The 14476-nt window shown below is 74.7% G+C and carries 12 protein-coding genes; all 12 read right to left on the bottom strand.

Going from position 1 to position 14476, the window contains the following annotated elements:
* Nucleotides 1-12: 12 nt before the first annotated feature.
* A complete protein-coding gene (locus tag AC0VYN_RS33795) occupies nt 13-894 on the bottom strand; it encodes a hypothetical protein (protein WP_475534034.1) in 882 nt (293 codons plus the stop codon).
* Between the two features lie 9 nt (nt 895-903).
* Complete coding sequence (locus AC0VYN_RS33790; protein ID WP_475534033.1) at nt 904-1224, bottom strand: hypothetical protein; 321 nt, start codon at nt 1222-1224, stop codon at nt 904-906.
* On the bottom strand, nt 1224-1538 hold the full coding sequence (locus AC0VYN_RS33785; RefSeq protein WP_475534032.1) for a pentapeptide repeat-containing protein: 315 nt from the start codon (nt 1536-1538) through the stop codon (nt 1224-1226). Before AC0VYN_RS33785 ends, AC0VYN_RS33790 begins: the two co-directional genes overlap by 1 nt.
* 271 nt (nt 1539-1809) lie before the next feature.
* On the bottom strand, nt 1810-2079 hold the full coding sequence (locus tag AC0VYN_RS33780; protein WP_475534031.1) for a hypothetical protein: 270 nt from the start codon (nt 2077-2079) through the stop codon (nt 1810-1812).
* A gap of 234 nt (nt 2080-2313) precedes the next feature.
* Nucleotides 2314-3672, bottom strand: coding sequence for an NADase-type glycan-binding domain-containing protein (locus AC0VYN_RS33775; RefSeq protein ID WP_475537037.1), 1359 nt, complete (start codon nt 3670-3672; stop codon nt 2314-2316).
* 575 nt (nt 3673-4247) lie between these two features.
* On the bottom strand, nt 4248-4757 hold the full coding sequence (locus tag AC0VYN_RS33770) for a phage tail protein (protein WP_385472089.1): 510 nt from the start codon (nt 4755-4757) through the stop codon (nt 4248-4250).
* 59 nt (nt 4758-4816) lie between these two features.
* Complete coding sequence (locus AC0VYN_RS33765; protein WP_386924147.1) at nt 4817-6775, bottom strand: putative baseplate assembly protein; 1959 nt, start codon at nt 6773-6775, stop codon at nt 4817-4819.
* The gene (locus tag AC0VYN_RS33760) at nt 6775-7227 is read right to left on the bottom strand and encodes a GPW/gp25 family protein (RefSeq protein WP_385472068.1); all 453 of its coding nucleotides are present in this window, start codon (nt 7225-7227) and stop codon (nt 6775-6777) included. The genes AC0VYN_RS33765 and AC0VYN_RS33760 overlap by 1 nt, the downstream gene beginning before the upstream one ends.
* 82 nt (nt 7228-7309) lie before the next feature.
* Nucleotides 7310-9235: a VgrG-related protein gene (locus AC0VYN_RS33755; RefSeq protein ID WP_475534030.1), complete on the bottom strand. Its 1926-nt coding sequence runs from the start codon at nt 9233-9235 to the stop codon at nt 7310-7312.
* On the bottom strand, nt 9235-9957 hold the full coding sequence (locus AC0VYN_RS33750; RefSeq protein WP_385472073.1) for a CIS tube protein: 723 nt from the start codon (nt 9955-9957) through the stop codon (nt 9235-9237). Before AC0VYN_RS33750 ends, AC0VYN_RS33755 begins: the two co-directional genes overlap by 1 nt.
* A 28-nt stretch (nt 9958-9985) precedes the next feature.
* Nucleotides 9986-10408 carry a phage tail protein gene (locus AC0VYN_RS33745; RefSeq protein WP_239765808.1) on the bottom strand — a complete coding sequence of 141 codons (423 nt, stop codon included), beginning with the start codon at nt 10406-10408 and terminating at the stop codon, nt 9986-9988.
* Nucleotides 10409-10459: 51 nt separating this feature from the next.
* Nucleotides 10460-14413 (bottom strand): hypothetical protein, encoded by a 3954-nt coding sequence (locus AC0VYN_RS33740; RefSeq protein WP_475534029.1) that lies wholly within the window; start codon nt 14411-14413, stop codon nt 10460-10462.
* Between the last annotated feature and the right edge of the window lie 63 nt (nt 14414-14476).

Genomic DNA, 14476 nt, shown 5'->3' with positions numbered 1-14476 from the left:
CGATAAGAACGCTCACCGAGCGGCCTCCAAGACCACCGGGAATGGGCGGGCAAGCTCCACACACAGCTGCTCATGCACCGCGTCGGCGTGCGCGCGGTACCAGGAGAATGGAGGGTCGGTCAGGATGCGGCTCACCATGGGCCTCTGCTGGTGGTCGGTGACCAGAGCGACCGCGAAGAAGCGAATGCCACGTTGGCTCAGGGTGTCGGCGAGGTCACGCAGGAGCGTCCTGTGCCGCTCCTCGTCGACATCGACATCGGGCTCGTTGAGGACGGTGAACGACTTCTGCCCGACACATACGTGGACTACGTATCGGCTCGATGGTGCGAATACCGCTCGCAGGTGAGAGGCGCCCGGGTTCAGCCGCCCGCCGAGATTGCCGGGGTCTTCGATGATCCGGCACTCATGGGTGAGCAGGTCCTCGACATGCACCTCGGGTGACGTGCAGGCATCCCGCCGATCGAGCAGTTGCCCCGGGTCGGTAGTCCAGTACTCCGGCAGCAGTGACGACCGCTCAAGGCTGCGGCGCACTTCGCGATCGTATTGCCATGCCTGCGGACCGGGCCGGTTGATCACCTTGGGGAGCAAGGCGCACACAGCCCACAACGCCGCGTAGTACTCGTTGGCGGCGAAGCGGGCATCAGCGCTGACCTCCTCGGCCAGCGCGAACATCCACGGATTACGGACGAACACCGCCACCTCGTCGCCACGTAGGGTCCCGTGTCCTGGCACGTGCAGCCGGACACCCGTCCGGCCGCAGGCATCCAGATACACACCGAATCCGAGCTGACCGAGATCACTGCAAACCAGATGCGGGATCGAATGACTCGCCAGGTAGTCGGCGAATCCTGCCATTGCCGCATCCCCTGGATCGGCGCCCAGCAGCAGGATCACGTCGTCTCGCTAGATGATCGGACGGATGAAGTCGTGCACGGCCTCGATCTCGCCGTAGACGACGACGCGCAACTGATCGCAGGCCTCCTTGCCGGTGTCGCAGGTCTCCTTGCCTGTGCCGCCGGCGAGGAACACCTTGCCGGAGCCGCGGGTCTCCGTGCCGCCGTCCTCCAGGAAGCGCCGGTCTACACCGTCCTTCTTGTCGTCCAGACGTTCTCCGCGCGCCACTGCGTCGCGGATCGCGTCTTCGATACCGACCGGCTCAATGCCGTATGTGCCAGCCAATTCGGGACGCAGCTCTGGACGAATGAATATCATGGGTGTGGACATCACTGTGCCCCTTCCCGCGAGGCGATCAAATCCTCAACTTTCACGCCGTTGATGGTCAGACCCCGGAGGTCGCAGTCCTCCATGACGACATCGCGCATCGAGCAGCCCACCAGACGACTGCCGTCCATATTGAGACCGGCGAATGTTGATCGTCGGGTGTTGACCCAGAGGAACTGGGAGTCGTCCATGAGGGACTCGGCGAACAACGAACCGCGGAACGCGGACTTGTACCACGTGGACTGTCGAACGTCAGCGTTGGAGACGCACATGTTGGGCATCAGGGCGTTGCCGTCACCCGCTTGTTGGGACGTCATCTCGCCCTCCTTCCAAGCTTCTTACTCCTATCGTCACACCCGGTTGAGAGCGGTGCCACTTGGGGAAAGGATGGTGAATCGGCAACAAGACGTGGGACCCCTGATCAGGGCGCGCCCTCAGTTACGGAGAAGTCGGCCGGGTACCGGCTGAGGCGTGACCGGATTCCCCTGGGGGGATGCTCCAGGGAACCTGTGACGGCGCCGAGCTCGACTCGGAGCCGTCACGGCGTCTGAGTTGCGTGAGGATTTTCCTTGCGGTGTCACTTTCCCGTCAACAGGGCCAGCAGGTGCCGTTGTCGTAGGCCCAGCAGCCGCAGCCCGTCTTCGTGCACACGACTTGGATGTTGCGCATCCGCTTTCCGCCGTCCGGTGACGGTTCGAACTTCACGGTCCTGGGCTCCGACGCATCGAAGCCGAGGTAGCGACTCACGATCAGAGCCATCTCCTCCAGTCGCCCGGTGACCTCTTCTTGGAGTCGACGCAGCCGTGCCACATCTTCAGGCTCCAGCTGCACCTTTTCTTTGGTCTGTGTCGTTACCACTGCCACTCCTTCCGTCAGGGAACATCCACTAGAACTTCGCAGTCCCGACCGGCCACAGCATGCAGGCAGAAGAGTGACCCACAGGGATTGAAAGGCGTAACCCGACGTCCAGGACCGCCAGGCGCAGGCGTGTCGTCCGGAATTCCCTGCCGTCCGCGCAACACGCAGCCGGTCGGTGTTCCCATGACGAGGCCCCGCCGTCCGCTGGACGGCGGGGCCCTCGGTCGTTCTGGGTCAGGTGCGGTTCGCGCTGGAGGGGCCGAAGAACTCGATCTCCGCGATGGCGACCTGCTTGTTGGCGGAGGCCGCGTGGGCCGACTCGATGGTGAAGCGGACCTTGGTGACCTCACCGACCCGGAAGGGGCGGCGCTGGCCGCCCGCGCCCTGGTCCAGGGTGAGGTCGCGGGTCGTGGTGCTGCCGTCCTTCCTGGTGATCGTCGCCTTGATGCGGTGCGGCAGGGCCGACTCGCTGAGCTTGTCGGCCCGGGTGGAGACGCCCGGCGTGATGATCAGGTCCAGCAGCCGGGTCGGCTCGCTGAAGCCGACCTCGATCCACTCGCCGCGGCCGGACTGCGCGACGCCCGGTCCCCACCAGGTGTTGCTGCGCTGGTCGAAGGCGAGCTTCGGCGAGTGCCCGCTGTAGGAGCGGGAGGCCGTGATCCGGTCCGGGGCGACCGGGGCGCGCTTGGCGAAGTGGTCGCGGGTGGCCTGGATGCCGTCGGGGATGTAGACGAAGCCGAGGATCGCCAGGGCGACGACGACGGCGAGGGTGACCCAGGTGCCGATGCGGTCGAACACGCGGCGCAGGCGGGGCCGGTCGCCCGCCCAGGGGGTCTCGCGGCGCCGGCCGCCGAAGAGGCGGCGCCACCAGGGGGCCGGTGCCTGGGTGGTCTCGTCGGTGGCGGTCAGGGGCATCGCGCAGCGGGCGCAGTAGTGGCGGTCGGGCCGGTTGGGGGTGGAGCACCACGGGCAGGGCGGACCGCCCACGAAGTCCGGCCGGTGGCCCGGGGCGCGTACCTGGGGCCGGTCGGCGTCGGGACGGCCGGGCAGGACCGGGGCGACGGCGGGCGGCGGGGCGGGAGCGGGGTCCTCGGGGTCGTCGACGGGGACGAGCAGGGACCGCGCGCGGTGGTTCATGGTGTCGCTGAGGGCGTTCGGCGCGGGGGGCTCCGCCGGAACGGGGGCTATCGGGGCGGTGGGCGCCGTCTCGTCCACGTCGCGGGTGCGGGGGGCCGAGGCGTCGGGGGCGGAGTACGGGTTGGTCGGGCCGCCGTCCGCGCGGGCGGGCGTCGCGGGGTGGGCGGGGCCGGTGGCGGGTGCGGACGGTTCGGGGGCCGGGGGGTGTGCGGCGCCGGCGGACCAGGAGGGGGCGTTCGGTCCGGTGGGCGGCGCCGGTGTTGTGGTGCCGGGGGCTCCGGGGGCCGGGGGGTGTGCGGCGCCGGCCGGCCAGGAGGGGGCGGGGGTGGTGGGCCGGGTGTCGGCCCGCGGGGGTGCGGTGGTGCCCGCGGCCCCGCCGGTGGATGCCGCGGCGCCTGCCGTGATCCTGGCGGTTCTGGCGGCCCTCGCCGCCCTGGCGGCTCGCGCGGCGCTCACGGTGTCGGCGGTGCCCGCGGGCGCCGGGGCACTCGCCGGCTCTCCCGCGGCTCCTGCGGTCGCACCGGTGCCGGGGGCCTCCGGGGTCCCCGGGGCGCCCGCGGTGGCCTCTGGGTGGCCCGTGTCGGGCGTCGGAGTGCCCGCGGTGGTCGCCGGGTGACTCGTGCCGGGCGTGCCTTCGCCAACACCCGGGGTGCCCGTGCCGGTCCCCGCGGCGTGCGTGGCGGCCCCCGGGGTGCCGATGCCGGCCCCCGCGGCGCCCGTGCCGGCCCCCGGGGTGCTCGTGCCGGGTGCCGTGGTCGTGGGCCGGGGGGTTTCCGGGTGTGGGGCAGGGGCGGCGGTGCCGGCGGTGGGCGGGGGTGCCCAGTCGCCGTCGGCTCCGGGGGCGGGCCGGCCGTCGTCGTCGGCCGGTGCGGTCGTGGCGGGCGTGTCCGTGGCGCCGGAGGCGTCCCCGGCGGCGGGCCGGGCGGCGCGGGCCGCGCCGGCCTGCTCCCAGCGGAGCACGGCGCCGCACGCGTCGCAGAAGGACTGGCCCGGTTCCGCGCGCGTTCCGCACTCGGCGCAGTTCTGCGTGGTCATCTCTCCGGGGTCCTTTCGGAGGCGGTCACTTCGACGGTGTAGGGCATGTGGGCGGGGCGGGCCGCCGCGACGAGGGCGTCCAGGCGGTGGGTGTCGGCCGGGGACGGGTCGGGCAGCCGCAGGGCGACGTGGAGGCGGGGGCGGGGCGCGCCGGGGAACGGGCCGAGGGGGCGGGCGTTCCAGTCGGCGCCGCCGCTCTCGGTGATGTCCGGCTCGACGCCGAACGCCAGCCGTACGGCCTCGGACAGGCCCTGCCGGGTGCCGCGTACGCGGTGCAGGCGGGCTGCCGCGGCGACGGCGGCGCGCAGCCGGGGCTCCGGTTCGGTGCCGTCGGTCTCGGCGCCGACCCAGGTGCCGAGCCACTGGGCGAAGTCGGCCGGCGTGAGGGCCGGGTCGAAGTAGGTGTCCAGGCAGTCGAGGACGTTGAGGATGGGGGCGAGGACGTCGTCGAGGCCGCCGACGAAGCGCTGGGCGAGGTCGTCGTCGGCGAAGACGGCGGGGAGCATCGTGCCCAGCGGGAGGGAGGAGCCGAGCCCGTCGACGGAGCCCCGGTACGGCGTGGTGGTCACGTGCCGTCTCCGATCACGCGGACGCGGTGGTCGAAGGAGAAGACCAGCGAGGGCGGTTGGAGGTCGATGCGGTCGGTGGGGTCGCCGCGCTTGCCGGTGAGGGGGTCGGCGGGGTGCAGGACGACCTCGTCCACGAGCTCCACGCCGGGGACGCGCTGCAGCACGGCGAAGACCTCCCCGGCCTGCACCGGGCGGCCGAAGGGCCAGCCCCGGCCGTCGGCGCCGCCGGTGAGCGGGTCGAGGTGGCGGTAGAGGGCGTCGTGGGCCTGGCGGCGCACCCGGTCGGTGTCGACGCCGCGGAAGGCGTGGACGGTGGCGACGACGGTGACGCCCTGGTAGTAGGGCGGGCCGACGGCGAGGCGGGTGCCGATGAGGCGGCGTTCGTCGAGGTGGCGGGTGATGCGGGCCAGGAGGGCGTCGCCGGGGACGAGTTGCTCGAAGCGGAGCCGTCCGCCCGGGTCGGGTACGGCCTGCGGGACGACCAGGACGCGGACCGCGTAGGCCCCGTGGTCGCCCTCCTTGCCCTCCAGGCAGGTGATGCGGGCGGTCTCGGGGGCGGCGCGGCGGGCGAGTTCCTCGTAGTCCCGCAGGGTGACGGCGCGTTCCTGGGCGCGCAGCGTGATGGGGGCCCGGAGCTTCGCCTCCTCCACGGTCTCGCCGTCCACGCCGCCGCGGGCGGCCTCGCGGTTGACGACCTCGGAGACGTACGGGATGGAGGTGCGCAGGACCTGTACGGCGCCGCGCGCCACGTTGCCGGCCCGGCCGCCGCCTGTGCGGTAGCGGCGGGCGCGGATGACGGCGCCCTTGGGGGCGACGGTGCCGTACTGGCGCAGGGTGCCGTCGGGTTCGCGGACGGCGGGGCCGAAGGCGATCTCACCGGTGGCGGCGTCCAGGGTGATGTGGTGGTCGTCGGGGCGGGACGCCGCGAAGTGCGGGACGACCTGCCAGTCCTGCCAGCCGGCGTCGGCGGCGGTCTGGAGGAGGAGGGGCGGGTCGTCGGCGACGACGGGCGCGTGGGCGAGCCGCAGCCGCTGGCCGGGCAGGCCGGTGGACTCGCCGAGGGCCTCGTCGTGGACGGTCTCCGCGTGGACGGCGCGGGTGGTGCCGCCGATGGTGTACGCCTCGGCGGAGCGGATGGTGGGCGAGGTGGTGTAGAAGGGCTGGCCGGGCAGCGGGTCGGTGACCCGGCAGCGTATCCAGCCCGCCTCCTGGCCGCCGTTGCGGGAGAGCACGTGGCCGCCGGGGACGTGGAGGACGACGTCGCCGGGGCGGTTGAGACCGCCGGTGCCGTCGCGGTCGACCTCGCAGGGCTGCCAGCCGTCCTCGGTCCAGGCCTCCCAGACGAGGGGCGGCTGGCGGGGGTCGACGCCGACGCCGTCGACGCGGCTGTCGAGTTCCAGGGCGAGGGCGCAGTCGGGGGTGGCGGCGGTGAGGCCGATGAGCATGCAGTCACCGGGGCTGGGGGCCTCGGCGAAGCACAGCAGGTCCTTGCCCTCGGCGAGGTCCGTGGTGCGGTCCGTGACGGGTTCGCCGCGGCGCTGCGTCACCAGGTGGCCGAGCGCGCACGGCACGACGGTCAGGTCGCGCTCGGTCGCGAAGACGACGGCGTCGTCGCGCTCGGTCCGCAGGGTGGCGACCTCGGCGCCGGCCGGTATCAGGATCGCGTCCTCCTGCGGCGCGGACAGCCAGAAGGTGACGTCCGTGCGGGCGGCGGAGGGCGGGAAGAGGGTGATGCCGACCAGGTCGAGGAAGGCGAGGTGGTTCTTCTCGGGGACCCGGTTGAGGCGGTAGACGATCTGGTCGGCCATGTGGGCGACCGTCTCGACGAGGGTGACGCCGGGGTCGGAGACGTTGTGGTCGGTCCACTCCGGGGCGCGCTGCTGGATGTAGCGCTTGGCGTCGTCGACGAACTGCTGGAAGCGGCGGTCGTCGAGGTTGGGGGAGGGCAGGGACATCAGTGGTCGCTTTCGGGAGAGCCCGGGAGGCCGGCGGGGCCGTCGGTGAGGTCCGGCTCGTCGTGGGAGGGGATGACGTAGAACGGGAAGACGAGGCTGCGCGGGTTGTTGGTGCCGCGGATCGAGTAGCGGACGTCGATGAAGAGGACGCTCTGGTCGGTACCGGTACTGACGTCGACGTCGTGGACCTCGATGCGGGGCTCCCAGCGGTCCAGGCTGACGTACACCTCGTGCTGGATGCGGCCGGCGGTCTGCTCGTTGACCGGTGCGAAGACCAGGTCGTGGATGGCGCAGCCGAAGTCGGGGCGCATCGGCCGTTCGCCGGGCGCGGTGGCGAGGACGAGGCGGATGGCCTCCTCGACCTCGCGCTCGCCGCTGACCAGGGCGATGCCGCCGGTGGGTCCGATGCGCATGGGGAACGCCCAGCCGGAGCCGACGAACTGTTCGGCCATCAGGGAGCCACCTGCCTTCTTCTTCCTGTTCCTGCTGTTCCTGCTGTTCCTGCGGTCCGGGCGGGCCGGCGCGGTCGTCCGGTCATGCCGGGAGGGGGTACTTCACGGTGTTGACGAACACGGCGCCGAAGAGATCGACCTTGATGCCCTTGATGTTCACGTTGGCCACCGCGTTGACCGAGACCATGCCGGTGGCGTTGATCGACGTCATGCCGCTCGACGACAGGTTCATGGCGCCGCCCATCGCGTTGACGTTCACCGCCCCGCCCAGGGACGTCATGCTGACCAGGCCCTTGCCCTTCAGGGTGAGCGGTCCGCCGCTGTCGATCATGACGGACTGGCGGCCGTGCAGCCGGAGGCTGGTGCCCGCCTCCACGGACACCGAACGGCTGCCGGTGATGCTGACCGTGCCCTTGCTGTCGACGGTGATCTCCGTCTTGGTGCGGTCGAGGTTGATGATCAGCTTCTCGTTGCCGGAGGCGATCCGGACGCCCTGCTTGCGCCCGCCGGTCTGCTGGCTGAGCAGGTCGACGCGGTTGCCCTGGCGGTCGGACAGCGTGTGCCGGGCGGCCTTCTTCCTCAGGCCGTCGTGCAGGGGCACGTCGGAGACCTTGGTGGGCAGGTCCCGGCCGTTGTAGAGCCCGCCGATGACGAACGGGTGGTCCAGCGCCCCCCGGTCGAAGGCGACGAGCACCTCGTCGCCGACGTCCATGGGGAAGACGCCGCCGCCCCCGACGCCCCCGAGCTGCACGCTGCGTGCCCAGTCGCTGACGTACATGTCGTCGAGCCAGGGGAACTGGAGCTTGACCCTGCCCTGTTTGAGCGGGTCCTGCACGTCGGTGACGACGGCGTTGGCGACACTGGGCAGCCGGGCGGCGCTCGCGGCGTCCACGCCGCCGCCCCCGCCGCCCGAGGCCAGCCCGTACAGCGAACGCCACTGGCGGCCGCTGACCGTGATCCAGGACTCGTAGTGCTTGCCGTCGCCGAAGACGTGACGCACCGAGGTGACGGTGTACTTGCCCTCGAAGGGCTTGCCGACGTCGGAGAGGGCCACCGGGACGCCGGGACGCAGGTCCGGATGGCCGTAGACGGCGACCTCCAGCTCGGCGAAGGAGGAGGTGACGTCGGCGGCCAGGGCCTTCGCGGCGTGCTGGACCTCGTCCTGCCGGTCGTACGGGTTGGCGGTCTCGACGAGCTTGGCCGACTTGAACTTCCCCGCGGCCTCGCCGGGGGTCGAGCCGATGCTGATGCCCGGGTCGGTGGTGGCGGGCGCGATCTCGGTGATCTTCTTCTTGGTGGTGACGTTCCAGCCGCGCGACTCGACCTTGCCGACCTGGTCGGCGGCGGTGACGGCGGCCCGCAGCCGCAGGATGTCGTGGCCGGCCTGGAGCACGAAGGTGCTCTTGTCGCCGTCGGTCCGCGGGGAGGGCGCTCCGGCCGACGGCTTCGGCGTGACGAACCGGAACTTCCCCTTGGCGTCCAGGGACATGACCATGTTGTTCTCGTCGGCGAGCCGGGAGAGGAAGTCCCAGTCGGTGACGTTGGACTGGCTGATGAACGCGTACATGCCCTTGGTCGGCTGGATGCGGCCGATGGACACGCCGTCCATGGCGGCGAGCTTGCGGGCGATGTCGGAGGCCTTCTGGTTGCGGTAGGCGGCGACGCGCCGCTGGCGCATCATGCGGTGCCCGTAGTCGTAGCCGCGGATGACGGTGAAGCTGCCGGTGCCGTCGTAGTCGGCCTCCAGGCCGGTGACCTCGCCGGTGAGCAGGGGATTGCCGATGCCCTGGCCGTCGGCCACCGGGGTGATGACGACCGGCGTGCCGAACTGCACGTTCAGCTTGCCGAGGACCAGGCGGTAGGGGTCGCGAAAGGTGAGGCGGAAGGCCGCGGGTACGCCGACGCCCTGGTCGACCCAGCCCTCCACGAGCATGGGGGCGATGTCGGCGGGCAGTTTGGCGCCGCCGATCCTCACCTCGACGATGCTGGAGAAAGCGTGCCGCACCATCAGTGAGGCACCTCCTCGGCGGCGGGCAGCATGAGCTCGGTGCCGGTCGGCAGGTGGGAGGGGTCGTCGATGCCGTTGGCCTCGGCGATCGCCCGCCAGGCGTTCGCCCGGCCGTACTCGCTCCAGGCCAGCGACTGGAGCGAGTCCCCCGCGACGACCCGGTGCACCCGCTGGGCGGTGAGGGCGCCGGAGGTCGGGTTCTGTCCCTCGGTCGGGCCGGGGATCTCCACCAGCGACACCTGGCAGGTGGCGCGGATCGGCACACCGGTGGTGCCGAAGAGGGTGTACTGCGCCTCGACGGACGAGACGTACGCGGTGAACCGCGCCGTGGAGAACGAACCCCACTCGAAGACCACCCAGGGCGGTGACGGCTGCTTGGCGGCGATGCTCTTGGCGGTCACGTCGCAGCAGCGCAGCAGGGACTCGACCTTCTTCATCACGGTGTTGCCGTTGGGCTTCATCGAGGAGTCCAGGAAGATCTCCAGGGTCATCTCCCGCGGGTCGGCACCCATGAACTCCGGTTTGGAGCCGTCCCGTACGGCCATGGTCGGCGTCGCCTTCCACTGGGCGCGCTGGGTGAGGGACAGGTGGGCCGGGTTGAACTCGAAGCCGAACGTCCGCATCAGCGCGCCGGGCGTGGTGGTCGTCCCGGTGGGCGGCTCGTGGATGGCGAGGTTGGCGCGCACGAGGCTCTTGCCGGCGCCGTTGCTGCTCTTGGCCATGGGTCTTCCTCTCTGCTCCGCGGCGCCGTCAGTCCGTGAACCCGTGGTGGGCGATCTCCAGGACCTCCGTGGCCACGGCGGGGCTCGCCGGGTCGAGACTGGGGCCCTGCCAGCTGACGGGCAGCACCTCGATCAGCCCCCAGCGGGCGACCAGCGAACCGTCCGCGCGCAGCGCCGAGATCTGCGCGGTGGGCCGCTTGATGCCGGTCTGCACGGAGGAGATCCACTTGGCGACCTTGGCCGTGTCGGGGGTGAGCGGGCGGGTCAGCCGGATGGTGGAGAAGGTGACGCGGGTCGGCAGCTGCCAGACGAACCCGTTGTTGCCGCCCTCCTGGCGCTGTTCGACCTCCACCTGGGACGCCAGGCCTTCGCACCCGTTGAAGTAACCGAGGCTCTCGCCGTCGATGGTGAGGGTGAACCAGATCGTGGAGCCCGGATCCTGGCGGGGCATCGGGGTGGCCTTTCTGTCGGGTGAGCCGTGGGACGCGAGGGGTGGCCGGGGTCAGGCCCGGGGGTCGCGGAGTCTGCCGATCCGCTCGCGGTCCATGCGCAGTTCGGTGCGGACCAGGCGGGTGACGCGGCCGATGATCCGGTGCACCAGCTCGTCGAGCTGGAAGTCGGTGAGCTCGCGCGGGTCGAACCCGCCCCGGGGGACCGCCGTGTACGCGGGCGGCGGGCCCGCCTGGGGACCCGGCGCCACGGAGGGCGGACGGCCACCGGGCGGGGCCGTGGCCGCGCCGTACGACGGGGGCGGCTCGTAGGGCGGCGGCGGGCCGCTCGGCCGCGACTGCGGGGACGAGGGCGTCCGGAAGTGCTCCAGGGTGGAGGCGACGGTGGCCGACGCCGCCGCGGCGAGAGCGCCGATGGTCCGGCCGGGAAGGCGCTGGACCGTGTGCGCCGGTGCGCTGTCCGCGGCCGGCCTCGCCGGCGCCGTGCGCTGGAGCGGGGGGTGCGGGGTCGCCGGGGGAGGGGTCAGGGGTGCCACGGGCAGCGCACCGCGGGCGGCGGTGGCGTCGAGCGGGGCGGGCCTGCGCAGCGGTACGGCCCTGGCGGGCGCGCGCTGGACGGTGGGCGCGGCGGCGCCCGGGGCGGCGGGCAGCGGCGCGACGGGCATCGGCAGGGGCGGCGGGCCGGCCGGGGTGGCGGGCGTCGCGGATGCGGGCGATGGCGGGAGGCCCGGGGTGGCGGCCTGCCGGTTCGGCAGGGGCGCGGGGGCGGTGGCGCGCTGGACCGGGGGTGCGGGGTGGCCCGTGAAGGGGGTGCCGGGTCCGGGGGCGGCCGGGTGGACCGGCGGGAGTGTGGGGGCGGTGGCGCGCTGGACCGGGGGTGCGGGGTGGCCCGTGAAGGGGGTGCCGGGTCCGGGGGTGGCCGGGTGGACCGGCGGGAGTGTGGGGGCGGTGGCGCGCTGGGCCGGGGGTGCGGGGTGGCCCGTGAAGGGGGTGCCGGTGCCGGGGGTGGCCGGCGGGGGCGTGGAGGCGGTGGGGTGGGAGACGTTGCTGTTCGGCACCGGGGCCGGAAGGCCGGGCATGACGGGTGCGGTGGCTCTCTGGACCGGCGGGGGCGTGCGAGGGCCCGGGGCCGGTGTGGTGAGCGGCGTGCTGCCGGACGGCGTGGTGGTGAGGGGGGCGCCGAGCGGGGAGCGACGCCGGTCGCCGGGCAGGGGCGCCGTGCCGGGGGCCGGGCGCGCGGGCTCGGGTGCCGGGGCCGGTGCCGCTGCCGGGCGTACGGGGGCCGGTGCGGAGGTGGGGGCGCCCAGTCCCGGACGGCGTGCCGCGGTGCCGCGCTGGACCGGGGGCGTGGTGCCGGGGGCGACCGGGCCGGGGCGTACGGCCGCGGGGCCGGTGGAGGGCGAGGCGATGGCCGCTTCGGTCGTCGGACGGGCCGGGCGGTCGGAGGCCCCCGGGGCGGCGGCCGACGGCGACCGCCGGACGGGGGCCGGTGCCGTGGCGGGCGCCGGAGTCGTCGCGGACGCGGGTGCTCCGTCCGTGGAGCGCTGCACCGGGGGTGCCACCGTGCCCGGGCGCACGGCTGAGGTGCCGGTGGGCGGGGCCGGCGTCGTACTGGGCGTCGCCGGGGCGGGGGTGCCCTGGGCTCGGTGCGACGGCGAGGTCGTCGATGCGGGCGGGCCGCCGGGCGTCGTCGTCCGCCGTTGGACGGGAGCCGTGGCGGCGCCCGTGTCGGCCGGGCTGTTCGCCGGGGCGGGCCGTGCTCCGGTCGCTCCGTCGGCGGTGCGCGGTGACGTGGGCGTGGCGAGGGGGGCGGTGGCGCCGGGGTGGCGTCCCGCGCCGTCCGCCGGTGGCCGGCCGGTGGCGGCCGGCCGGGGCCCGCTCGCTGCGGGGATGTTCCGCGACACGGCCCGCTGCACGGGCGGGGCCGAGGCGTCGGGTGCCGTGCCGGTCGCTCCGCCGCCGTGGCTGCCGGCGGGCGTGCCGGGTGCCGCGGCCGGGCGCACGGTGCTGGGCGCGGAGCGCTGTACCGGGGTGCTCGTCGGGGTGCCGCCGGTGGCGGGCGTCGCCGGACCGGCGGCCGCGGAGGGCCGGCCCTGCGGGCGCGCCGCCGGTGCGGACGTGCCGCTGCCGGGCGCGGTGCTGCCCGGGGTGACGGCCCGCTGTACCGGGAGTCCGGTTGCCGGGTCGTGGGGGGCAGGCGTCCGCCGGTCGCCCGCGGACGGGGCGGTCCGCGGGGAGCCGGGCACGGCCCGCTGGACCGGCGTGGTGGGTCGCGTGCCGTCGGAAGTGGTGCCGGAGGCAGGGGTGGCGTTCGGCGCGGAGCCGGGCGGGGGCACGGGTGCGGCGGGCGGCGTGCCGCCGGAGGCGGACGGGGACCGGTTGCCCGCGGGGGCGGAACCCGTACTCGTGCGGGCGGTCCGCGGGCCCTGCGGGGACACCGCCCGCTGCACCGGGAGGCCGGTCGCCTGACCGCCGACGGAGCCTTCGCGCACGGGGGCGCCGGCCGTCGGGGTGTCGCCGTTGCCGGTCGGGTTCGTGCGGGGGGCGGCCGTCGCCCGCTGGACGGGAGTTCCGGGTGCCGGGGTGTTCGTGGTCGGGTTGCCGGTCGGCTTCGCGAGCGGGGCGGGCGTCGCCCGCTGGACCGGGGCGTCGGCCGCCGGGGTGTCGCCGTTGCCGGTCGGGTTCGTGCGCGGGGCGGGCGTCGCCCCCTGGACCGGAGTTCCGGGTGCCGGGGCGTTCGCGGCCGGGTTCGTGCGTGGCGTCGACGACGCTCGCTGTACCGGTGTGCCGGGTGCCGGAGGGTTGCCCGCCGACGTGTTGCCGTTGCCGGTCGGGTTGGTGCGGGGGGCGGGCGTCGCCCGCTGGACCGGAGTTCCGGGTGCCGGGGCGTTCGCGGCCGGGTTCGTGCGTGGCGCCGACGACGGGCGCTGGACCGGTGTGCCGGTCTGACCCGTGCGCGGGGCGGGTGTCGCCCGCCGGACCGGGGCGCCGGGCGCCGGCGTGTCCCCGGCCGGGGCGTTCGCGGGGCGTGCGGCGGTGCGCGGGGCCGGGGTGCCGCGGGGCGTGGGCCGCGCGTCGTGGGTCGCCCGCTGGACCGGGGTGCCGGATGCAGGGGCGCCGGTGGTGGGGCCGGGCAGGCGGACGGCGCCCGGAGACGCGTCGGCGGCCATCGGGCCGTCCGGGGACGCGGCCGTCGCCCGGGGACCGGAGGTGTGCGTCCGCGCCGCGGGCGCGGGGCCCTGCGGGTGTGCCGCGCGCTGGACGGGCGCCGTGGCAGACGCGGGTGCCGGGTCGGGGGGCCCGGCGGGAGACGTGCCGGGGCCTCCTCGGTCGCCGTCCGCCGACGACGGCGCGGTGCCCGAGGAGGCCGGAGCGGCGTCGGGCGTCCGACGGGTCGCGGGCAGGGCCCGTCGCTGCACGGCCGCCGGCGCGGACGGCGCCCTGGTGAGCAGGTCCCGCGTGCGCGGCGCGGCGGGCGGCACGGGAGTCGCGCGGACGCCGTGCGCGCCCCGGGCCGGGGGCCCCGCCGGAGCCGCGGGCGACGCAGGCGCCGTGGACCGCGACCGCTGGACCGGTGCCCGGGACGCGGCCGGCGCCGCGGCGGGCTGCGGAGCGTTCGGACGCGCCATCGGCGACGCGGCCGGGGACGACGCGGGTGTCCCCGGTATCGCCCGCAGCGGCGCCACCGGCATGCGCTGCACGGCGGGAGCGCCCGCCGGGGACGCCGAAGGCAGCCCCCGCGTACGGGGGCCGGACTCCGCGCCCGGCCGGGCCGGCTCGGCGAACGCCCCCGAGAGCAGGCCGTGGCCGGCCGCCGGGTCGAGGACCGCGGGGGACGGCGCCCCGCTGAACGACGGGTTCTGCCAGGTCGGCAGCCGTCCGCCGAACCCGGCGTCCGCGACGCCGGGACGCCGGCCGCCCGTCGACCGCTGGATCGGCGGCAGGGCCGTCCACGCGGCGACGGCCACGGGCGGCGCCGGGACCTCAGCCGTGGCCGTCGCGTCCACCGTGCTCGCCGTACTCGGCGCGTCCCCGCCAGGGGCCGGGCTCTGCGCGGAGCCCGCCCCACC

This window comes from Streptomyces sp. 63XJN7_1_ISO-PGPR-S23-121 (genome assembly GCF_056173025.1).
This window is presented reverse-complemented; position numbering and strand designations above follow the sequence as displayed.